The organism is Pseudomonas sp. CCI1.1 (genome assembly GCF_034348165.1).
Classification (GTDB): Bacteria; Pseudomonadota; Gammaproteobacteria; order Pseudomonadales; family Pseudomonadaceae; genus Aquipseudomonas; species Aquipseudomonas paracarnis.
In genome coordinates, this window is sequence record NZ_CP133780.1 from 209687 (window position 1) to 232072 (window position 22386).

The following is a 22386-nucleotide window of genomic DNA, read 5'->3' on the forward strand; positions in this document are numbered from 1 at the left end:
TGCCCGGGGCTACCACACCAGTATCTGCAAACTTGGCTTCACCGCTGGGCGAATACCGTTGTCGTCGCTCAGGGTTTGCCGGGCGCCGGTCAGCGGGTCCAGCAGTTCTGCGTGTTTGATGCCGGGCAGGCTGATGCTGCTGCCTTTGGCGCTCCAATACATCAGCAGGTGTTTTCCGTCAGGGCGGGTCCAGGCCACGCTGTAGAAGCTGTCCGGTACATCCTGCAACTGCGGCGTGTTGCCGGGTTCAAGCGTGGGGCCGGTAATCTCCAGGAAGCGGGCGAGGGCGGTGTATACCGGCTTGGGTTCGCCATCAAGGTTCAACAGGCCGTAATGCTGGTCGCGTGGCGAGGCGCGTTGGTCGAGGTCGGACAGCGCGAACAGGAAAATCTTCTGGTAGTCCTGGGACGCCATCAACGCCAGGCGGCGCAAGGTGTAGTCGGCCTGCCCGTCGATACCGATCAGGTCCTGCATCTCCTTGGGGCCGGCGTAGCTGGACCAGCCCCACTCGGTGGCCCATACGTTCTTGATCCCGGCGCCGTGCAGCATTGAGTTGAGTTGATCACCGCGCAGCAGCACTTCGTTCTTGCCCGGCTCATCGGTTTCCGGGGTCATCGAATAAGGGTGATAGGCCGCGACCATGCCCAGGTTTTGCACACCCAGCGCGCCGAGTGCTTCAAACATCAGGGTTTTGCCACGCGGCGGCATTTGGCTGTAGTACGCCATGCCGCCCATGACCTGCAGTTTGCCGGGCGCGGCAAGGTTCAGCGCCTGGTGACTGGCCAATAACAATTGCCCGTACTCCTTGGCGTCGACTTTGGGGCGCCAGTTGTTCGGCAGGTTCTGCTCGTTCCATACCTGCCAGGCATCAATAGTGGGGTAGCGTTTGGCCAGAAGTGCCAGGCGCAACGCATACACTTCCGGATCCCGCGGTCGGTACTGATCCTGGAACTGCGCACCCTTGGGGGCGGTGGTGATAAAGGGCGCCGAGCCCACCAGGTAAAACACCGAGCGGATTTTTTCAGCGGTCAGGGTGCGGTCCAGTTCATCGAAGGTGTTGAGCTGATAACCGTCTTCTTTGGGTTCCAGGCGATCCCAGTGCAGGTCGACCCGCACCCATTGCAATCCAAGCTTTTTATACTGCTTGATCTGCTTGTGGTACTGCTCGGGTGTGAACCACAGAAAGTGTGCGTTTACGCCGAGAAAGTCCTTCCAGACGACGGTGCGCTCCGGGGCCAGGTTCACCGGCTGCGCATCGACTTTTTCACTCAACAGCAGGGCGCTACCGACGGCGATTGACAGCGCCAGCGGCAAGTAGCGCCACAGTGGGCGAACGGATGACAGGTTCATCGCAACGGCTCCTCACAAGCATCCCGAAATAATTCAGCAAACCGCTGGGCCGTGTTGGCCCACTGGCGTTGGTGGCCGATTTCTCCAGCCCGGGCGGCCCATTGCTGCGCCTGTTGCGGGTCAAGGATCAAGCGGCTCAAGGCGTTGCTCAAGGACGCTGTATCGCCCTGCTGATAGGTGATGCCATTACCGCCAGCCACCTCTTCGGCAAAGGCGCGGGCGTTGGAGGTGATCACCCCGCGCCCGCATGCATTGGCCCACGACAGCGCGCCACTGGTGCCGCGCATTTGCCCTAGGAAACTGAGTTTTTTCGATTCGCGATAGGGCAGCACCATCACGTGGTGCGCCTGGATCGTAGAAGGGATCTGCGCCGATGGCAGGTTCAGTTGCCAGTCCACCACATCCTCAAGATGCAGGGCGCTGATCTGCTCGCGCAGGCCATCAAGGTAGTTGCCGGCGGGGTCAAAGGTCATTTCCGGCGCGGTGCCACCGGCCAGGGTCAGGCGTACCTGGCTTCGGCATTGCGGGTGGGCGGCCAGTGACTGGGCCAGGGCCTGGAGCAGGTCTTCAATGCCCTTGCCACGGTAGATAAAACCGAAATACAGCAGGCGCAACGGTGCCAGTGGCGGCAACGCCTGGGGCACGATGGGCAGGTTGCCATGGGCAATCACCGCCACCTGTTGCGGGCGCAGGCCCATGCGCTGGCGCAGGCAGTCGCCGCCCAGGCGGGTGAGGGTGATCAGGCGGCGCATGCCTTTGGCCAGGCGCCGCTCTTCGTGCAAGGTCAACGGGTCGGCCAGCAGCGCCGCCGCCTGGGGCAGCGGATGGGGCAGGCGTTCAAGCAGGGTCAAGGGGAAAAACAGCTTGGCCCGGCGCCAGATCAGGCGCTCCGGGTCATGCACCGTGGCGGTCAACGGCAGGTGCGGTTGCGCCCGGCGCAGGTACTCCAGCGCCTGGAACTCACCGAAGCGCCCACCCCCCAGTTCGGCATGCACCAGGTCCACGCCGCGCCAGTCGAAGGCCTGCAGGCGCTTCAACTGTTCAGGCAATTCCAGGCAGCCGGCGAGCGGGGTCACCACCTCTAGCCCCTGTTCGATCAACGCATGGCGCAGATGCGCGGCGTAATCGGCGATCCCGGTCTGCTCCGGTGGCAGCGGCGCCAGCAGTGCGATACGCATCAGGCCGCCCCGCGCCAGCTGTTGAGTCGTGCCAGCACCTTGGCCGGCACTTCGAAGCGACGACGGTTGAGGATCATGCCGTCGACTTTGCCGAACGCGGTGGTCAGCAACGACACGGCATTTTCGATCATCGGTACGGTGCTGGTGCGGGCCTCGATCACCAGTACGATCTGGTCAGCGCGGCGCAGCGTCAGGAAGGCCTGCGGGTTGGAGGACAGCGCCGAGGCGTCCAGCAGCAACACCTCACCCGGCGTTGGCGCGCTCGCCCCATCGACCGAGACGCGGTGACCACGCTCCTCCAGCAGACGCTTGAGTTGCGAGGCGATAAAGGTCACACCCTCGCCATGGCGCGCCGAGGTCAGGCCCAGGGCAAAACCGTCGGCGGCAATACGATCCAGGGGCAGCAGGCTGTACAAGCGATAAAGGCTGGCGGTGACGGCTGCCGGCGTTGCGTCTTGCACATCGGGAATGCTGCTCCACAGCGGCACATGGAACATCTCCTGCAAGCGCGTGCCATCGTGGATGCGCTGGTCCAGCAGGTACAGCACATAGATGGTTAGCAAGCCCACGGCCACGCCAGCAGGAAGGGCGAACAACAGCATCAGCAGGCTCTTGGGAAACACGCGGGCCGGGTTGAGGGTGGCGTGTTCGATCAGGGCGATGTTGCTGATCTGGCTGTTGTCCAGTTCGTGGTCGATTCGCGCCTGTTCAAGATTGTCCGAGTACAACGCATAGCTCTTTTCGGCCGTGCGCAGTTGTTGGCTCAGGGTGTTGAGTTGCGGTTCATCGGTCATCGCCTGGTCACGCTGGGCGCGCAGTTCGGCAAGGGTCTTGTCGTAGTTCTCGATTTCCCCGGCCAGTTTGCGCTCTTGCAACTGGGCGTCGATCATTTGCTGTTTAACGTTGATCACCAGGCTGTTGGGCGCGGTGTTCTGCGAGCGTTCCAGGCGTGTAGCTTCCTGGGCGCTGAGGGCTTCCATGTCGCGGATGTTCTGCTCGATCTGATTGACCTGCGGCGTGCCCGGCAGGTAAGTGCGCAGCAGCCGAGCCCGCTCCACTTGCAGCGCATTGAGCTGGCGCTTGAGGTCGAGCTGGGTGGGGTTGAGGCTGGTTTCGCGCATCGTGACCACGTCTGCCGGCTGGCTCTTGATCTGCTGGCTGGCGTTGGCCAGGAGGCTGCGAATCCCCGCTATCTGGTTCTGTGCGCTGACCTTGGCATCGGTGACGCGGTCGATCTGGTTGGTCAGGTTCTTCAGGCGTGCATCGACACTGATCGAGTCGATCTGCTTCAAGCGGCCTTGCAACTGATCTTTCAGACTCTGGATGTTCTCTGCCACCTTGGCGCGTTCGGTTTCATAGAAGGTGTGCAGGCTCTTGCGCCCGAGAATTCGTGCACGCTCTTCAAGGTAGGCATTGACCCATTCCTCGACGATTTTTTGCGCCACCGCCGGATCGTCCCAGGTGAAGGAAATCTCGATCACCGAAGAACCCGGCTCGTGACCGGCGGTAAAGTTCTTCTCCAGTGAGGTCGCCAGGCGCTCCAGCGGGCTTTGTTTCTCGGCAAGGCCGACGAACTGCAGCACACTACGAATGCCATTGATGACTTCGCCCACGCCCTTTTTGATGTAGAACTTGGTGACCTTCCAGAAGCCTTGCGGCGGTTCGGCGGTCATCGCCATATAGCGTTCGGCGACGATATGCACGATGGGCCGGCCCGTGAGCATTTTTTCTTCGTCGACAATCGGGTCGTGCTGGGTGCTCGGGGCAATCAGCGTCTGACGGTTGGCGGCTTCGATCGGCAACGTGGTGTTGTCCCGGCCCGGCTTTACCAGCAAGCGTGCGTCCGACTCGTAGCGAGCCGGCAACAGGAAGGCACCCAGCACGGCAACGACGATCGTGGTGATCACGGCCAGTTTGAATTCGCGGCGGTAGATGAAAAACAGCCGCAGCAGGTCGCGAAGAGAGCGGATTTCGATCACAGGATCACTCCATTGCATATGGGGGTTACGAAAGGCGGGAACGCTTGGTTCGAGTGATACGAAGCCCGCTTCATAATCCTTGGCCTGCGTTGATGGTTGGGTTGTTGTAGATGGTGTTGCCGCTGTTTTTCACGTCGCTCTTGTTCAGGTCGTAATTCAAGCCAATGCCAATCCCTTTGTTGATCGGAAACAGCTTGGTGAAGTACATGTCCACGGCCTCCACCGTCGCGCCGATGCCCGACTGCGGCACAAAGATCAAATCGCCGCGCTGCAACGCCACCCGCGGGTGATTGGGGTTGGTCAGCATGCTTTCCAGGCTGATGAAGTACGTCCTGTACTTGCCGTCGGGCCCGGTACGCAGCAAGGCCACGTTGGAGGCATCCGCCGAGGGCAATACACCACCGGAGCTGAGCAGCGCCTGCTCGACGCTGACGTTGCCGGCCAGGTCGAAAAACGCCGGGTTGGACACCGCGCCGCCGATAAACACCTTGTTGCTCGGTGCGCTGGCGATGTTCACCGTCACCGCAGGTTCGCGGTAGATGCGCTTATACTTCTCGGTGATCTCCTTGCCCAGGTCTTCGGGCGTGCGCAAGGCCGCCTTGACCCGGCCAATGTTGGGCACCGAGATCACGCCGTCGGGGCGCACCACGAACACCGTCATGTCATCGGCCGCCGCCGGTTCCTGGGCATCACGCACGATACGCAGCGAGTCGCCGCTCTGGATCAGCACCTGCGGCGGTGGCAGGTCGGCCAGGGTCAGCGCCGCTTGATGGCCGGCCTTGAGCGTAGTGTTGTCAGGAAGCGGCACCCGCGCGGGGGTCGAACAACCGGCCAGCCAGATTGAGGTGCTCAAAAGGCCGAGCAGGGTAAGACGGAAACGTCGGTTGATAGTCTTCATGACGGCTCAAGTCCAGTAGGTGGAAAACATGCCCAGGCGCCGTTTAAGCGCGTTGGGCAGGTGGCGTTCAAGGTGGCCGAGGCGATAGCCCAGCAATTTAAAGGCACTGCGCACCACCACTTCGGGGGCGCGATACAGCGCGTTGGCCTCGCGCAATGCGTGCAGTTCGGCCAGCACATAACGTTTGCCTTCGCCGCCGGCGTCGCCAAACGCCTGGCGAATCCACGGTTCGCGGCCGTAGAACACACCGATATCGAAGTAGCGGCGAAACTCTTCCAGCAAGCGGTAATCGTGGGAGTGATACACCTGCGCGCTCGCGGCATAGCGCACCTGGTAACCGGCCAGCAGCATGCGCGCGGCCACATAGGCGTCTTCACTGCCAATCACATCCCGGGGGAAACCGCCCACCGCGCTCAGGGCGCTGCGCCGGTACACCGAAAACGAGTCAGAGCTGAAGCAGGTCTTGATGCCCAGTTGCGCTGCATCGTCCAGGCGCTTGGTGCGGCTGGCCGCCGGGTAATTGAAGTGCCGCGACTGCGCGCCGAGCACGCCGGCGCCGGGGTGCGGCAGCTGCCGTCCATAGGCCACGCCATTGAGCGGCTCCAGTTGCAGCTCGCTGATCAGGTTGGCGAAGGTCTCGGCGGTGGCGGGAATCGCGTCCTGGGTCATCACGATCAAGGCGTCGCCGCCCACCTGTTCACTGGCCCAGCGCCGGGTGCCGCCGTGGTTGAAGTCGCGGGCATCAATCACCTCCACACGTGCGCCAAACTCGCGAAAGCGCGCCACGGTGTCATCGCTCGATGCGCTGTCGACCACCAGCATCTCGTCCGGTTGCAACGTCTGCATGCGCAGCGCTGGCAACAGGCGGTCCAGGTGACTGGCCGCGTTGCGGGTGGGGATGATCAATGACGTACGCATCAGGGCTTCACTTCAACTGGCGCGCGGCCGTAGATGTCGTCATAACGCACGATGTCGTCTTCACCCAGGTACTCACCGCTCTGTACTTCGATCATCACCAGGTCGATGATGCCGGGGTTGGTCAGGCGGTGCTTGTGCCCGGCGGGAATGTAGGTGGACTCGTTCATGTTGAGCAGGATCTCGCGTTCGCCATTGGTGATCATCGCTGCGCCGCTGACCACTACCCAATGCTCGCTGCGGTGATGGTGCATTTGCAGGGACAGCGAGCCTTTGGGCTTGACCACGATGCGCTTGATTTTGAACCGCGTGCTTTCCTCCAGCACCGTGTAGGTGCCCCAAGGCCGGGTGACAGTGCGGTGCAGGCTGAACGCCGGGTGATTCTGGCGCTTGAGTTCGGCAACGATATGCCGCACGTCCTGGCTGCGATGGGCGTCGGCGATCAGCAGGGCGTCCGGGGTGTCGACGATGATCAGGTCGCGCACGCCCACCGCACCGAGTACCCGCTTGGGCGAATCGATGTAGCAGTTATGCACGTCGTGCAGGATCGCCTCGCCATTGATCTGGTTGCCATTGTCGTCACTGGGCGTGAGTTGGCGCAGGGCTTCCCAGGAGCCGATATCGCTCCAGCCAATGTCGCAGGGCACGACCGCGACCTGGGCGGATTTTTCCATCAGCGCCACATCAATGGAGATATCCGGCGCGGTGCCGAAACCTTCAGGGCTCAGTTCGCGCTGGCGACTGCTGCTGTTTTGCAGGCTCTGGCTGTGCTCCAGTGCAGCCTTGGCCGCCTCCAGAACCGCCGGGGCGTGGCTGGCCAATTCTTCCAGCAGGGTGGCTGCCTTGAAGCAGAACATGCCGGCATTCCACAGGTGCTTGCCGCCGTCCAGGTAGCCTTGGGCGGTGGCTTGGTCGGGCTTTTCGACAAAGCGCTGCACCCGAAACCCAGCGCCCAGTGCCGGCCCTTGTTCGATATAGCCAAAGCCGGTTTCTGCTCGGTCAGGCTGGATGCCAAAGGTCACCAGGTAACCGGCCTCGGCCAACGCGCGGGCTTTTTCCACCGCCTGGGCAAAGGCGCCTTCATCGAGGACCAGATGATCGGCCGGCATCACCAGCAACTGCGCGTCTGCGCCGAAATGCTCCTGCACATGCAACGCAGCCACGGCGATGGCGGCGGCGGTGTTGCGGCCAAACGGCTCCAGCAGCAGGTCGAGGCCCAGGCGCTGGGTGTTCACCGCGCGGTAGTCGTCCAGGGTGCGAAACAGCAGGTCGCGGTTGGTCACGGTCAGGATGCTGTCGACGCCCGGCAAGTGACTGGCCCGCAGGAAGGTCTTCTGCAACAGGCTCTGGTCGTCGCGCATGCGCATGAACGGCTTGGGCATGTTCTGCCGCGAAACCGGCCACAGCCGCGTACCCGAACCACCGGAGATGATGCACGGGATCAATCCGTTAAGTGGGTTCATCAATAGACTTCCTTGGTGGAAAGAACGGCCGGGACCGTCATGAAAACGATGTAGAGGTCCAGCCACACGGACCATTTGGCGATGTATTCCAGGTCGTATTCGACCCGTTTCTGAATCTTGAACAGCGTGTCGGTCTCGCCGCGGTAACCATTGATCTGCGCCCAGCCGGTGATGCCAGGCTTGACCCGATGGCGCGAGCTGTATTCGCTGACCGCTTGCTCGAAAGGAATCCCGGCCGCCTTGGTGGCCGTGGCGTGGGGGCGCGGGCCGACCATCGACATATTGCCCAGCAGTACGTTGAACAGCTGGGGCAGCTCATCGATGCTGGTCTTGCGGATGATCCTGCCGACCCGGGTAATGCGCGGGTCCTGGCGCGTGGTCTGGTTTTCGGCGTTGAGGTCGGTCTGTTCGACGTACATTGAGCGGAACTTGAATACCCGGATCAGGTTGTCGTTGTAGCCAAAGCGCTTCTGGCGAAACAGCACCGGGCCCTTGGAATCGAGTTTGATCGCGATGGCGGTCACCAGCATCACCGGCGACAGCAGCAGCAGGCCGATGCTGGCCAGCAGCAGGTCTTCACAACGTTTGATAAAGGGCGACCAGCCCCGCAGTGGCAACTGCGAGGTGTTGAACATCAGGATGCCGCCCACATCGGTGATGCGGTTATGGCCGTAGCGCAGGGCGGCCATATCCGGCACCAGCATGACGTTCACCGACATCTGCCGCAGGCGCTTGACCAACCCATTGATGCGCTGCTCGGCAGCCCAGGGCAGGGTGATCATCACCTGGTTGACCTGTTCGGAGCGGATCAGCTTTTCCAGGTCGCGGGTATTGCCCAGCAACGGCAGGCGGCTCAATTCCTTGGGAATGCGCTCGGTACGGTCGTCGATAAAACCGATCAGGCCGGAGCGGATGTCACTGTTGCGCGACAGGTGTTCAGCCACATGCACGGCCGTGTCGGTAAAGCCCAGGATCACGGTGCGCTGGAGGAATTTGCCGTTATCCATCAGATGGCGGTACAGGCGCAGCATCAATATCCGCTCCACGCCAAACAGCACCAGGCTCATGGAAAACCAGGCCGCCAGGTTGCGTGGGCTCAACTGTGGGAAGAGCAGCAGGATCTGGTACATGAACAGCAGGATGCAAAACGCCGAGACCCAGGCCACCAGCATCACGCGAAAACGCAGGCGGTTGCTGAACAGATCCTCGGAGTACACCCCCAGAGCCTGGAACAGAATGATGGTCAGGAGCGCAAAAAACACCAGCAGGCCCAGGTAGTGGTTGCGCATGTGCTCGGCGACGGGGTCCGGGTAGAACAACAGAATAATGGCCGGCACCACAGCCGTAAGGCCGTGGATCAGTTTCACGAAAACGACAAAAAACTCAACGAAACCGGGACGAGTCAGAAACAGGCTATCGACCGACGATTTACCGCGCATAAATCAGATCCTCAATACACCACCAGAACGTTCCTATTCGTTTGCTCATCCATAAGGCAGCTTTGCTTTACAAGTGGTGCAAATCGAACAACTGCTGTTGCTGGGTAATACGTAATGCCTGTTCAGACGCAGGAATTTACGGAGTGATGGCTAAATAGTGGCTCTCTTGAGGGTCCGTGTCAATGTTTTGGCTTTTTGGCCTTTGCCGTCAATGGCTCTCGTAAGGCCTCCATGATATGACGATTAATTGACATAAGAGGGGACGCTTTCAGAAAAATCGAGAATTGATGCTGGCTTTTTGGAGTGTAGGAACAAACGTAGGGATTTGCCTGGCAGCGAAAAAAAGCTTTCTGACGATGGCAGGAAGGGGAAGTTGTAGGAGCGAGCATGCTCGCTCCTACAGGAGGGGCAGTGCCTAGAAGTTGCCTTTGAGGCTCAGGGTCAGGTTGCGCGGCTCTCCATAGAGATTACCCCAGCCTGAGGTGCCCACGGTCTGGTAGTAATTTTTATCGAACAGGTTGTTGCCATTGAGCGCCACGGTCCAGGTGTCATCCACCTGATACGCCAGGCGTGCATTCCACAACGCATACCCGGCCTGTTCCAGTTTGATGGTTTGCAGCCGGTAGTTGCTGCTTTGGGCGTTGACCCCTGCGCCGACTGTCCATTTCGACAGCGCACCGTCCAACTGGTAGTCGCCCCACAAGCGCAGCATATGCCGTGGCACGTAAGTGTTGGACACCGCGCCTTCGGCTGCGCTGTCGATGTTCTTCAGGTTCTTGGTTTGCGTGTAGGTATAGCCGCCAAACACTTGCAGGCGCTCGATCAATTCGCCGCTCAGCTCGGCCTCGACCCCTTGGGCGCGAACTTTGCCCGTGTCGGTGTAGCAGTAGCCGTCGGAGGAGCTGCCGCAGCGGGTCTCGAAATCGGTTTGGGCGGCGTTTTTTTCGATGGCGCGAAACAGCGCCAGGGAGCTGTTCAGGCGCCCGTCAAACCATTCGCCCTTGATGCCCAACTCATAGTTCTCACCCATTTTCGGCTTGAGGGCCGAACCGCTGACCGTAGCGTAGGAGCTTTGTGGCTGGAAGATATCGGCGTAGCTGGTGTACACCGAAAGGTTGTCATTGAGGTCGTAGATCAGCGCGGCGAACGGCGTGACCACCCCGGTTTCCTTGGTGCGTGCATCCTGGTCGGTCCACTCGCCCCAGGCCAGGTTCAGGGACTCACGGCGGTTTTCATACCAACTGACGCGACTGCCCAAAACCAGCATCAAAGGTTCGGCCAGACGCAGGCGCAAGGTGGCGTAGGCACCGTATTGAGTGGCGGTTTCCTTGACCGTGCCGCCACGGTACATGTTGGGCCAGAAGGTGTCGTCGGCAGGTTCCGGGAAGTGGTGGTTGGGGTTGAAGACGCTTTGGCGCTGGGGCAGGTTGCGGATCGCATAGACATCGTCCTGGGTGCCACGGCTGCCATTGGCGCCGAGGATCAACTCATGTTGCAGGCCAAAGGCTTCGAATTGACCATCGATGTAGGCGTCCAGGCCGTAGTCTTTGTGATCGTAGTCCAGCAAGGCTGCATAGCTGGTGAGCGTGGGGGCCGGGTTGCCATAGTCCACGGTGCTTTCGCTGGCGGCGTATTTGATGTCTTGCAGGTTGCGGCTATGCACGGCGCTGACTTTGAGCTTCCAGTCGTCGTTGAAGTGATGGGTCAGATCGGCGAACAGCGTGGTGCGCTGGCTTTGCCAATCGTTCCAGGCCTGGCCCAGGCAGGTGGAGCGGCTCAGGCCGAGGCTTTTGCCGTCACGATAACGCGGCAGGCCGCTCCAGCACGGCGTGGAGTCGACATCCTCATAGCTGGCCCCGAAGCCCAGGGTGGTGTCAGGGCTGACATCCATGTCCAGGGCCGCGTAAAACGCCTGGTCCTGACGCTTGGCAAGGTCCATGTACGAGCCACGATTCTGTTGGCTAACCGCCGCGCGGCCACGCACCGTGCCGCTGTCGTTCAATGGGCCGCCGGTGTCGAATTCGGCGTGATAGTTATCCCAGGTGCCCGCCGAGAGGCCAAGGCTGGTGGTGGGCTTGTCCTGGGGCCGTTTGCGTACGAAGTTCACCGCACCACTGGCGGTGCCGGCGCCCTTGAGCATGCCAGCAGCGCCCTTGAGGACTTCCACCCGATCATAGATCGCCATGTTCGCGCTGAAACTGTCGGCCTGTACGTAGTCCTTGCCGATATCCAGTGGCACGCCGTCGAATTGGTATTGGCCGAGCATCTTGAAGCCCCGGGAGTAAAAATACTTGCCGCCCATGGGTGATTCGTAGCTGGTGATGCCTGGGGTGCGCTCCAGCAATTGGTCGATGGTGGTGATGTTCTGGTCATCCATCAGCTTGCGGGTCATCACACTCACCGATTGCGGCGTGCGTCGCAGGCTGTGTTCGCCCTTGCCGATGGTCACGGCGCCGGTGGTGTAGGAGCCGGTGCCTTCGGTGGTGGCGCCCAAACGATCACCGGTGATGGTGGTGGCGCCCAGGTTCAGCGTCGAGCCGGCTTGCTGCTGGGGTAGCAGTAACCAAGCGTTCTGGCCCTGGCTTTGCGCCTGCAAGCCCTGGCCCTGAAGTAACCGGTTCAGGGCCTGTTGTGGGGCCAGGGTACCGCTCAGCCCCGGGCTGCTTTTGCCTGCCACGCTGCCAGCGTCATACGACAGGCTGATACCGGCCTGCCGCGCAAACTGATCAAGGGCGCCCGCCAGCGGCCCAGGCGCAATATTCCAGGCGCGGGCCTGGCGCTCGCTGCCGGGCTCCTGGGCACTTGCGGTATACGGCAAGGCGCTGGCCGCCACGCACGCGCCAAGGAGGGTGGCATTGAGGGCGTGTCTGAGGGGTGAACGTTTGGAGGGGAACGCTTGCATGACCGCGGGATGCTCCTGAAGGAAGTGGACAACACGGGCCTGTTGATCGGCCTCTCCTTACAGGTCGAATGGCAATGAGAATTCACCTCATTTATTTTGCAAGGTCACACGCGAGCGGAGACGGTCACCCAGTAACGGCTACGGTAGGTCACATCGATTGCCAGCGATTGCGCCACCAACTTGAGCACCTGGTCGGTGTCGTCCAGTTGGTAAGTACCCGACACCCGCAGCCCCGCCACGGCTTCGCTGCAACGCAGCAACCCATTGCGATAGCGGCCCAGCTCGGCCAGGAAGTCCTCCAGACGCATGTTGTGGGCGCTGATCACCCCGTCACTCCAGGCCCAAGGGTCCAGGCCGTTGTTGGGGGACGGGCGGATACCGCTACGGTTGAACACCACCTGTACGCCAGGCTTGATCACTTGGCGTGCCGTGCCGTCATGGCGGTCGGCAAACACCGCCACCGCACCCTGCTGCACGGCCAGCAGGGTGCCTTGGGGTTCTTCGCGCACCAGCAAGCGTGTGCCCAGGGCGCGTAGGTAACCGTCGCGGGTATGCACCCATAGCGGACGGCGGTCGACGCCGGTATTGATCAATATTTCACCCTGGCGCAGGTTCACCAGCCGTTGTTCGGCGCTGGAGGTAATGTCGACGGCGCTGGCGCTGTTGAGCTGGACTTTGCTGCCATCCTCCAATGCTACCCAGCGCCGCTCGCCAGTGGCGGTGCGGTAGTCCGCCATCAAGGCGGGCAGGGGCGTGTAGTCGCGACCCAGCCAGGCCAAACCTGCGGCGCCGGCAAACAGCCCGAGCATTTTCAGCCCTTCACGACGGCTGATGTGCCGGCGTGCGCCGTCGAGTGCATGGCGACTGACATGCGCCGGCAAGTGGTTGAAATCGTCATTCAGGGTGGCGACCCGTTGCCAGGCCTGCTGATGCGCCTCGCTGGTCTGCAGCCACTGCTCAAAGGCCGCGGTGCTGGCGTCGTCGGCGGTGTTGTAGCGCAGCTTGATCATCCACTGGATGGCCTGGTCGACCAGGCGCGAGTCAGGAGTCGGCATAGCGCAACCGGTAACAGGCGTGCAGCGCCTTGGACAGGTCGCGCTCCACTGTGGCCTTGGACACGCCCAGGCGCAGGGCGATCTGTGGACAGGTCAGGCCGTCCAATTGGGCCAACAGAAACGCCTCGCGCACCCGTGGCTTGAGCTGGTCGAGCAAACGGTCGATGCGCTCCAGGCTGTCGAGGATCAGCAGCCGTGTTTCCTCGCTCGGCACCTCCATTTGCGCAAAGTGCGCCAGGCTTTCCAGGTAGGCGCGTTCCAGTTCGCGGCGCCGGTATTGGTCGATCATCAAGCTGCGCGCGATGCTGCTCAGGTACGCGCGCGGCTGCTGCAAGGTCTGTTGCTGACGCGCGTTGAGCAGGCGCACGAAGGTGTCCTGCGCGAGGTCGGCGGCGCGCTCATGGCAACCCGTGCGCCGGCTCAACCAGCCCCGCAGCCAGGAATGGTGGGCTTGGTAAAGCTGGCCGATGGCAGCAAGGTCCAGTGGGTGATTGCTCGACATGGTCATCCTGGCGCAGCAGGCTTAATTGATAATGTTTCGCATTCTAGACGTTGGTTGTGGCATTCAGCAATCACTCGGTTCGCTGCGTGAGCAATGTATCCAGCACAATTTTTTGTAGCGCCTGCCAGCGCCGATTAATCTGGATTTTTTCCCAGCGGACGGTTCGACCATGATCAGCCTCGTCACACTTGGTGTTTTTTCCGGCGCTGTGTTGCTGTTGTTGCTGTCACCGGGGCCGAACATGGCATTTGTCATCAGTCAGGGCGTCACCCATGGCTGGCGCGGCGGCGTTGCTTCGGCCCTGGGCATTGGCGTGGCCGACCTGTTGCTGACAGCGTTGACCGCCATGGGGGTGACGGCGTTGGTCGCCAGTTGGCCGCCAGCGTTCGACCTGATCCGTTATGCGGGCGTGATTTACCTGCTGTGGCTGGCCTTCAAAACCTTGCAAAAACGCCCCGGCCTGGACACCGCTCACGTCGGCCGCGTGGCGTTGGGCCGAGTGTTTCTGCAGGCCATGCTCAACAGTTTGCTCAACCCCAAGGCGTTGTTGTTTTTCATGGTGTTCCTGCCACAGTTTGTGCGGCCCGAGGCGGGGCCCATCGCCTTGCAACTGATGGTGCTGGGCGGCGTGCTGACGTTGATCGCGAGCGTGTTTCACATGCTATTGGGCCTGTTTGGCGGGGCGCTCAGCCGCTTCTTCGCCAAGCGCACCAAAAGCGCCTGGCTGCAGAAGTGGGGCTTGGCAGCGGTGCTGACGGCGTTGGCCGTGCGCTTGGCGGTGATGTCGCGTCCTGCCTGAATGACAGGCGGGAAGCCAAGCAAGTTTCTTTGTGGCGGGGGCCCGACAGCCGACGCTCATCTACCAGACACCCCGCAATCCAACTGTGGGAGCTGGCTTGCCTGCGATGGCGGCCTGCCAGCCGACGCTTCTCTACCTGACACCCTACGATCCAATCGTGGGAGCTGGCTTGCTCGCGAAGGCGGCCTGCCAGCCGACACCGGGTATCAGACCGAGCACATATCCATTCCTGCGGTAACGGCCACCTATTTGACTGAAAGAGATACCTTTGGCCAGCTCTGCCGCGACTACCAGGTCAGTCGAAAGACTGGCTACGACTGGACAGCCGTTGAGCACCGAAAGAATCAAAGGGAGTTTCGTACAGCGGACTAGGACTTATCTCACGTTCAAGCGTTGAAACCGGTTCATTCCCACGGACCTTCCCAGTCGCTGCAAATTCAGCGACCGGACGTGAGAAATCCAACTTCACCCCAGCCGCGCAGCTGCCCGCGCAACAATCTCCCCGCGCACTCTGCGTGACTCCACCGTGCGCTTGTTGGCTTCCTCCAGCACATGCCGGGGCGCCGTCTCCGGGCGGCCTGAGTCAAACGGTGGGGCTGGCGCGTATTCGATCTGCAGTTGCACCAGTTGCGCCGCCGCTTCGCTGTACAACTCCGCGGCCAGAGTCAGGGCAAAGTCGATGCCGGCGGTGATCCCGCCGCCGGTAAACAGGTTGCCGTCACGCACTACACGTTCCTGTACGGGAATAGCACCGAGCGGGGCGAGCAGGTGGTGGTAGGCCCAATGGGTGGTGGCCTTGCGACCGCGCAGTAACCCTGCCGCGCCCAATACCAATGAACCGGTGCACACCGAGGTCATGTAGCGCACTGTCTGTGCCTGGGCCTTGAGGAAGTCCAGGGTTTGCGGGTCTTCCATCAAAGGGCCCACACCGGCGCCGCCGGGTACGCAAAGCACATCCAGGTTCGGGCAGTCGGCATAAGTGATGGTCGGCGTGAACACCAAGCCCGTGCTGGAGGTGATCGGCGCGAGGTCTTTCCACACCAGGTGCAGTTTCACGTCTGGCAGCGAACCGAGGACATCATAGGGGCCGGTAAGGTCCAGTTGCTGGATGCCGGGGAACAATAGAAAACCGATCTGCAAAGTCATGGTTCAAGCTCCGAAAAGGAATGGACGCCCTCACTGTAGAAGCCTAGGCTTTGGCGAGTACGCCATAGAGCCCACTAATCGCGCCAACCATGCCAAAAATTATTCATGTACTCGCGTTTGAGAATGCCCAGGTGCTCGATGTCACCGGGCCTCTACAAGTGTTCGCATCGGCTAACGATCTGGCGCGCCAACGTGGTTTGCCATTGCCCTACGCGGTCAACGTCATTGCTACTCAGGCTGGGCCGGTAATGACGTCGGCCGGCCTGGCGCTGCTGGCCGAGCCGCTGCCCGCCATTGACCAGCCCTGCGACACGCTGGTGATCGCCGGTGGCTGGGGTGTGTACGGTGTTGCCGAGGACCCGACGCTGGTGCAATGGGTGCGTGATAAATCCCTGCACACCCGGCGCATGGCCTCGGTCTGCACCGGGGCTTTTCTGCTGGCCGCCAGTGGTCTGCTTGATGGTTGCCGCGTGGCCACGCACTGGACGCGCTGTGAAGAACTGGCGCGCAAGTTCCCTGCACTCACGGTGGAGGCCAATCCGATTTTCATCCAGCAGGGCGCGGTGTGGACGTCTGCTGGCGTGACCGCCGGGATCGACCTGTGCCTGGCCCTGGTAGAGGATGACCTGGGGCGTGCGATTGCCCTGGAGGTGGCGCGCCACTTGGTGGTGTTCCTCAAGCGCCCTGGCGGTCAGTCGCAATTCAGCGTGACGTTATCCCTGCAAAAGAGCGACAGCCGCTTAGCCGAGCTGCATGCCTGGATCGCCGATAACCTGACGCTGGATTTGAGCATCGCCACCCTGGCAGCCCAGGCTGGTATGAGCGAGCGCAGCTTTGTGCGCCACTACCGCACCGAGACTGGCCAAACCCCGGCGCGGGCCGTGGAACTGATTCGCGTCGAAAACGCACGCCGGCAACTGGCAGACAGCACGACCTCCATCAAACGTATCGCCATGCAATGCGGTTTTGGCTGTGAAGAGACTTTGCGCCGCAGCTTTCTAAGGGCTTTGTCGGTGACGCCCCAGGCTTATCGAGAGCGTTTTTCACCGCTCCAGTAGTTCCAGCAAAGCTTGAAGCGTGACCTGGGGCGCTTCCTGGAAAACGTTATGACCCACGCCGGGCAACACCTGGCGGCGATAAAAACCGCTGAAGTGCTCCACGTCATCATCCTCCAGCGACGGCGGGCCCACGCCATCGTCGGCCCCACACAACGAAATGCTCGGTACCGATATCGCCGGTTGGGGCACCAGCGCCTGCTCGATGTATTCCAGCGCGGGATCACCCGGCGCATACATAAAGCGATGGCGATAGGAATGAATCACCACCTCGACAAAATCCGGGTTATCAAACGACGGCGCGGTCAGGGCGTAGCGGCTTGGCCCTTCGGCCCAGGACGGTGACCACAGCGTCCAGAGCAATTGGCAGAGTTCACGCCGGTTGGCCGTCAAGCCGTCGACCCCGCGCTGGGTGTGAAAGTAGTACTGATACCAGAGCCGGTGCTCTGTCTCAGGCGGCCGGGGTTTGAGCGACTGGCTGATGGCCTGGATGTTGTAGCCATCGCCGGTCACCAGCCCGCGCACCCGCTGTGGCCATAGCGCCGCGACAATACAGGCGGCGCGCCCACCCCAGTCAAAGCCGGCGAGGGTGGCTTGCGGGATCGACAATGCATCCATGAAGTCGAGCAAATCCTTGGCCAGCGCCGCCTGTTGGCCGGAGCGCATCACTTGCGTGTTGATAAATCGCGTCGGGCCATAACCGCGTAAATACGGGACCAATACCCGATAACCACGTTCAGCCAGCACCGGCGCGATGTCGTCGTAGCCCCGTGGGTCGTAAGGGAAGCCATGCAACAGGATCACCGGTTCGCCATCGATGGGGCCGTGGGTTTCGTAAGCCACATCAAGCAGGGTTGTGCGCACATACAGCAGCGGCGCAGGGGACGTCACGGTTGCCATACGGTTTTCTCCCCGCTGAGTTTGCGGTCCAGGAACGTTGCCGCACTGATCAATGCCAAGTGGCTCAAGGCCTGGGGCGTGTTACCCAAGTGCCGGGCCTGGCTGTCGAACTCTTCGGCGTACAACCCCAGCGGGTTGGCGTAACGCAGCAACTGCTCGAACTCCAGATGAGCTTTTTCGACTTGCCCGGCGCGCGCGAGGCATTCGACGTACCAGAACGAGCAGGCGGCAAACGCGCCTTCGACGCCTTGCAGCCCATCGATCTGGCTGTCGTCATTGCGGTAGCGGTAGACCATGCCGTCGCGCACCAGGCTTTTCTGGATCGCTTCCAGCGTCGCCAGCCAGCGCGGGTCGGTGGCTGCAACGAAGCGCACCAGCGGCATCAACAGCATCGAGCCGTCCAGCGCCGTACTGCCGATATGCTGGACGAAATGCCCGCGTTCTTCGTTCCAGAAGTTGCTCCAGATGTCGGCGTAGATCGCCTGGCGCGTCTGGTCCCAGCGTGCGAACGGGGCCGGCAGCGAACGTTTGGAGGCCAGGCGAATGGCACGGTCCAGGGCCACCCAGCACATCAGGCGTGAATGCAGGAAGTGGTGCTGCTCACCGCGCATTTCCCAGATGCCTACGTCTTTGCGGTTCCAGATCTCACACACTTGGTCGACCACTTCCACCGTGTGTTTCCAGCCTTGGTGGGAGATGGCTTCGCCGTACTTGTTCACCAGATAGACCGCGTCCATCAGTTCGCCATAGATATCCAGCTGGATCTGATCGAACGCCTCATTGCCCACCCGTACCGGTTGGGCGCCGCCGTGGCCGCTCAAGTGGTCGAGGGTGGTTTCCGGCAGTTCCTGGCGACCGTCGATGCCGTACAGGATGTTGATCTTGGTCGGCTGGCCGCAGCAGTCGCTGACCCGACCCCTGAGCCAGCGCATATAGGCGTTGGCTTCCTCGACGAAACCCAGGCGCATGAACGCATAGACGGTGAACGACGCATCGCGGATCCAGGTATAGCGGTAGTCCCAGTTGCGTTCGCCGCCGGGCGTTTCCGGCAGCCCGAACGTGGCCGCGGCGATGATGGCGCCGTGTTTGCGCGAGGTCAGCAGTTTCAGCGCCAGTGCCGAGCGGTTGACCATCTCGCGCCAGCGCCCGCGATAGTTGGACTGGCTGATCCAACCGCGCCAGAACTTCAAGGTGCGCTCCAGGTAGAGGTCAGTACAGTCGTTGGTGACGCGCGCATCCTCCTGGCCACCGAGGACAAATTCGGCGCCTTCATCCTGGGCGAGGGTAAAGGTGGCGATGGCGGTGTTGTCTTGGAGGGTCAGCGGCTGGCTGCCGGTCAGGCGCAGGCCGGGTTGGCCGCTGGCGGTGAACACGACACTGGCAGCCTCGGCCTTCGCCTCGGTAGCGGCCCGGGCATAGTCGTGGCGCACGGCGCAGCTTAAGTGGATAGTCGCCTTGCCACTGACCACCCGTACCCGCCTGATCAGCAAAGGCAGTTCATCGACGTTTTCGCTGACGGTCAGCAGGTCGGTGATCTCCACCACCGCTTCATCGCTCAGCCAGCGGGTCTGCAGCACGTTGGTGTCGGGCAGGTAGATCTGCTCGCGGCGGGCGTTGGGCAGGTCCGGGGTAAGCTGAAATGTGCCGGCCTCGGGCGTGTCGAGCAATGCGCAAAACACCGACGGGCTGTCAAATTCCGGCCAGCAGAAGAAGTCGATGCTGCCGCGGTCGTTCACCAGTGCCGCGCTGCGCATGTCGCCAATGATCCCGTGGGCATCAATGGCGCTTTGAGGTTCGTTCTTGAAATCAACCATTGCCACGGAACTCCGGGTAGAGGCTCATACCGCCATCGATGAACAAGGTGCTGCCAACCACATAATCAGAGGCATCGCTGGCCAGCCACACCACGGCGTTGGCCACGTCTTCGACGTCACCGACACGACCATAGGGAATCAATTTAAGCAGCTCTTGTTCTGCCGCGCCTTCGGTGGCCGCGCGGTTGATCGCCGTGCGAATCGCCCCTGGCGCAATGCCATTGATACGGATGCGCTGTTCGCTGACTTCCTGGGCGAGGGTGCGCATCAGCATCTCCACGCCGCCCTTGGACGCGGCGTAATTCACATGCCCGGCCCAGGGGATGACTTGATGCACCGAACTCATATGGATGATTTTGCCGGCCGCCCGTGACACACCTTCGCGAACGCCCTGGCGATTGAAGATACGCACCGCCGCCCGCGCGCACAGGAACTGCCCGGTGAGGTTGACGCCAATCACCGTGTTCCAATCCTCAAGGGTCATGTCGACCAGATTGGCATCTTTTTGCAGGCCGGAGTTGGCCACCAGAATATCCAGATGGCCGAAGGCGTCGAGGGTTTGGGCGAACAGGCGTTCGACATCGGCCTCCTTGGACACATCGCCGCCAATCGCAAGCGCTCGGCCGCCGTTGGCATTGATCTGCGCGGCGAGAGCCTCAGCCGGTGCCGCCTGGGAGTTGTAGTTAAGCACCACCGCGGCGCCCGCTGCGGCCAGGGCTTTGGCCGCGCCCGCGCCAATGCCGGAACTGGCCCCGGTGACCAGGGCCACTTGTTGCTGCAAGGAAATCTGCATCGCCCACCCACCGTTTTATGAGAGTCCTTCTTGCTGACTGGCGGCGGGGAGCGGAAGTTCACCCCCTCGCGTTTACGCCCAGCGCGGGTAAAAGCGCGACTTTATCGTATGATGCTGAAAACAAAGGGCAATACAGGAAGCGATGGAATGCAGGCGCGGGCCGATACCAGATTGATCAAACTGTTAGTCAGCGGCGTCTTGGCCGTTTTATCACTGACTCAAACAGCCCTGTGCCTTGCCGATAACAGCAATGGTAAAACGCTGTATCTACAGCGCTGTGCTGTATGCCATGGGCCCGATATCAAAGGCACGGGGCCATTGGCTAAAAAAAGCAATCCGCCAACCCCTGACCTGACAACCGCCGCCTTCAAGAAACGACTCCATGAATATCCTGGCGTTATCGTCTCCTCGGTCATCCTTCGCCCCAATGGCAACCTGATCCCCAAGACGCTGCAAGACAATGGCGTAAAGATCGCGCCACATGCCTGGAGCGTTAAAGACTTTCGTGATTTGCATCAATACATGAGTGAGGTCATTTCAAACAAATAGTGGGTGGGCGATGAGCAGCAATTGCCCCACTTAATAGGAAGCATTACTATTCACGCCCCGCCTCCCCAGTGCTCTCGCGATGACTCCTCAGCCGCCCCGCAGAACAGGCTTTTTCGAGCACTACGAAGAGTTGATCGGCACCTGGACACGCCGCCTGAGAAACCGTCAGCAAGCCGAAGACCTGGCGCACGACACCTTCGTGCGTGTGCTTGAGTCCGCTGCCTGCGAGGTGGCGCAACCGCGCGCCTACCTGCATCAAACCGCGCGCAATATTGCGGTGGACGCCTACCGCCGCGAAGACCGTCGCGAGACGTTGACGCTGCAGGTGGTTGATCACAGTACGCCGCACAGTAGCGACCCGGAACATTACATGCACGCGATCCAATTGGCCGACGCCATCGAGCGGGCGCTGGCCGAATTGCCGCTCAACTGTCGCAGGATTTTTATCTGGCAGAAGATCGAAGGGCTCACCCAGCAGGAAATCGCCACACGCCTGGGGCTGTCTAAAAACATGGTGGAAAAGTATATGATCCGCACCTTGCGGCATCTGCGTGATCGTCTGGATGCGAGCGCGCCATGACCGGCTTTGAAACAGGATCTTCCACGATGGATAACCGTGTCCGTGATGAGGCCGCGCAGTGGTTTGTACGCCTGCAAGACGGCCCATTGAGCGCCCAGGAACGTCAACGTTTCGATGCCTGGCGCAGGTCGCAGCCCGCGCATCAGTACGAAATCGATGTGCTGCAAGGGCTATGGAGTGCGACGGATTTGCTGCCCAAGGCCCGCTTGCAGGCGCTGGGCGATGCGCCAACCGAGCGCCTTGGACGGCGTGCGCTGCTGCGTTATGCCGTGGCCGCCAGTGTGGTCGCCGTTGCAGTGGGCCTGGGTGCGTACAGCGGTCTGGGGCAGCCAAAGCCCTACAATGCCGAATTCAGCACGCGGTTAGGCGAGCATCGTCAGGTGACCTTGCCTGACGGTTCCGTGATGGACCTCAACAGCCGCAGCGTGGTCGCGGTTCGCTACGAAAAGAGCCGTCGGGGCGTAGAGCTCAAGCAGGGCGAGGCGATGTTCAGCGTGCAACATGACGCCGAACGCCCGTTTGTGGTCGCAGCCGGGGCAGGGCAGGTGACCGTCACCGGCACGCGCTTTGATGTACGTCGGGAGGCGGACCAGACCCGCGTGGCGGTCGAAGCCGGCACGGTCAAGGTGCAGGGCCGGGCATCCGATCACATCGTCACGCTCACCGCCGGGCGTGGCACCCATGTCGATCCCCAAGGCCAAGTGGCGGCGGCCTACGCGGTGAACCCTGAAGAACTGACCGCGTGGCGCAGCGGTAAACTAGTGTTCAACAACGCCACCCTGGTAGACGTGGCGCGGGAAGTGTCGCGCTACCGCGAGCAACCGCTGCGGGTCAGTACGGCAGCGGTGGGCAACCTGCGCTTGACCAGCGTCTTCAAATCCAGCGACACCGACGCTTTGCTCAAGGCCTTGCCCCACATCCTGCCGGTCGCCTTGCGCACTTTGCCGGACGGTAGCCAGGAAATTATTTCACGCTGACGTTCAGGTTTTTTTCGAGTTCTTCGTCTTCTCGTACAACTGCAACTGGTTTGCATTAACGGCTGCGCATGCTTGCGATCACAGGACTAGGT

19 protein-coding genes are annotated in these 22386 nt (G+C 61.5%); 5 read left to right on the forward strand and 14 right to left on the reverse strand.

Translation table 11 applies throughout. The annotated features are described in order from the left end of the window. Positions 1-9 precede the first annotated feature (9 nt). From RHM69_RS00995 to RHM69_RS01040, 10 genes are all read right to left on the reverse strand, one after another. The gene (locus tag RHM69_RS00995; RefSeq protein WP_032903762.1) at positions 10-1350 is read right to left on the reverse strand and encodes a beta-xylosidase; all 1341 of its coding nucleotides are present in this window, start codon (positions 1348-1350) and stop codon (positions 10-12) included. Next, complete coding sequence (locus RHM69_RS01000; RefSeq protein ID WP_106111603.1) at positions 1347-2528, reverse strand: glycosyltransferase; 1182 nt, start codon at positions 2526-2528, stop codon at positions 1347-1349. The genes RHM69_RS00995 and RHM69_RS01000 overlap by 4 nt, the downstream gene beginning before the upstream one ends. Then, entirely contained in the window at positions 2528-4507 is a 1980-nt protein-coding gene (locus RHM69_RS01005) for an exopolysaccharide transport family protein (protein WP_106111604.1), read from the reverse strand. Before RHM69_RS01005 ends, RHM69_RS01000 begins: the two co-directional genes overlap by 1 nt. Before the next feature lie 70 nt (positions 4508-4577). Beyond that, complete coding sequence (locus RHM69_RS01010; RefSeq protein ID WP_014717838.1) at positions 4578-5405, reverse strand: polysaccharide biosynthesis/export family protein; 828 nt, start codon at positions 5403-5405, stop codon at positions 4578-4580. Between the two features lie 6 nt (positions 5406-5411). Then, on the reverse strand, positions 5412-6323 hold the full coding sequence (locus RHM69_RS01015) for a glycosyltransferase family 2 protein (protein WP_014717839.1): 912 nt from the start codon (positions 6321-6323) through the stop codon (positions 5412-5414). Continuing rightward, positions 6323-7783: a mannose-1-phosphate guanylyltransferase/mannose-6-phosphate isomerase gene (locus RHM69_RS01020; RefSeq protein ID WP_014717840.1), complete on the reverse strand. Its 1461-nt coding sequence runs from the start codon at positions 7781-7783 to the stop codon at positions 6323-6325. The genes RHM69_RS01015 and RHM69_RS01020 overlap by 1 nt, the downstream gene beginning before the upstream one ends. Further along, positions 7783-9222 carry an undecaprenyl-phosphate glucose phosphotransferase gene (locus RHM69_RS01025; RefSeq protein WP_014717841.1) on the reverse strand — a complete coding sequence of 480 codons (1440 nt, stop codon included), beginning with the start codon at positions 9220-9222 and terminating at the stop codon, positions 7783-7785. The genes RHM69_RS01020 and RHM69_RS01025 overlap by 1 nt, the downstream gene beginning before the upstream one ends. Positions 9223-9637: 415 nt before the next feature. Then, positions 9638-12124: a TonB-dependent siderophore receptor gene (locus RHM69_RS01030; RefSeq protein WP_019818720.1), complete on the reverse strand. Its 2487-nt coding sequence runs from the start codon at positions 12122-12124 to the stop codon at positions 9638-9640. Between the two features lie 104 nt (positions 12125-12228). Continuing rightward, a complete protein-coding gene (locus tag RHM69_RS01035; protein ID WP_106111605.1) occupies positions 12229-13179 on the reverse strand; it encodes a FecR domain-containing protein in 951 nt (316 codons plus the stop codon). Continuing rightward, positions 13166-13681, reverse strand: a complete 516-nt coding sequence (locus RHM69_RS01040) for a sigma-70 family RNA polymerase sigma factor (protein WP_014717844.1) — start codon at positions 13679-13681, stop codon at positions 13166-13168. Before RHM69_RS01040 ends, RHM69_RS01035 begins: the two co-directional genes overlap by 14 nt. Before the next feature lie 169 nt (positions 13682-13850). Between RHM69_RS01040 and RHM69_RS01045 the strand changes: the two genes are divergently transcribed. Next, positions 13851-14480: a LysE family translocator gene (locus RHM69_RS01045; protein ID WP_014717845.1), complete on the forward strand. Its 630-nt coding sequence runs from the start codon at positions 13851-13853 to the stop codon at positions 14478-14480. A gap of 465 nt (positions 14481-14945) precedes the next feature. Here RHM69_RS01045 and inhA read toward each other — a convergent pair whose 3' ends face one another. Next, positions 14946-15626 (reverse strand): isonitrile hydratase, encoded by a 681-nt coding sequence (inhA, locus tag RHM69_RS01050; RefSeq protein WP_019818712.1) that lies wholly within the window; start codon positions 15624-15626, stop codon positions 14946-14948. Between the two features lie 89 nt (positions 15627-15715). Here inhA and RHM69_RS01055 point away from each other — a divergent pair, with 89 nt between their 5' ends. Then, a complete protein-coding gene (locus tag RHM69_RS01055) occupies positions 15716-16684 on the forward strand; it encodes a GlxA family transcriptional regulator (RefSeq protein WP_282376551.1) in 969 nt (322 codons plus the stop codon). On the opposite strand, the gene RHM69_RS01060 is transcribed toward RHM69_RS01055, so the two are convergent. Genes RHM69_RS01060 through RHM69_RS01070 form a run of 3 tightly spaced genes read right to left on the reverse strand, consistent with a single transcriptional unit; the run spans position 16670 to position 20188 of the window. After that, complete coding sequence (locus tag RHM69_RS01060; protein ID WP_103451771.1) at positions 16670-17581, reverse strand: alpha/beta fold hydrolase; 912 nt, start codon at positions 17579-17581, stop codon at positions 16670-16672. The two genes, RHM69_RS01055 and RHM69_RS01060, sit on opposite strands and share 15 nt — an antisense overlap. Then, entirely contained in the window at positions 17569-19395 is a 1827-nt protein-coding gene (locus RHM69_RS01065) for a glycoside hydrolase family 15 protein (protein WP_106111606.1), read from the reverse strand. Before RHM69_RS01065 ends, RHM69_RS01060 begins: the two co-directional genes overlap by 13 nt. Further along, positions 19388-20188, reverse strand: coding sequence for a glucose 1-dehydrogenase (locus RHM69_RS01070; protein ID WP_019818709.1), 801 nt, complete (start codon positions 20186-20188; stop codon positions 19388-19390). Before RHM69_RS01070 ends, RHM69_RS01065 begins: the two co-directional genes overlap by 8 nt. 147 nt (positions 20189-20335) lie before the next feature. On the opposite strand from RHM69_RS01070, the gene RHM69_RS01075 reads away from it, so the two are divergent. From RHM69_RS01075 to RHM69_RS01085, 3 genes are all read left to right on the forward strand, one after another. Next, positions 20336-20737 carry a cytochrome c gene (locus RHM69_RS01075; protein ID WP_106111607.1) on the forward strand — a complete coding sequence of 134 codons (402 nt, stop codon included), beginning with the start codon at positions 20336-20338 and terminating at the stop codon, positions 20735-20737. Positions 20738-20816: 79 nt separating this feature from the next. Further along, positions 20817-21317: a sigma-70 family RNA polymerase sigma factor gene (locus RHM69_RS01080; RefSeq protein WP_014717852.1), complete on the forward strand. Its 501-nt coding sequence runs from the start codon at positions 20817-20819 to the stop codon at positions 21315-21317. Between the two features lie 26 nt (positions 21318-21343). Further along, entirely contained in the window at positions 21344-22294 is a 951-nt protein-coding gene (locus tag RHM69_RS01085; RefSeq protein WP_019818704.1) for a FecR family protein, read from the forward strand. The last annotated feature ends 92 nt before the right edge of the window (positions 22295-22386 follow it).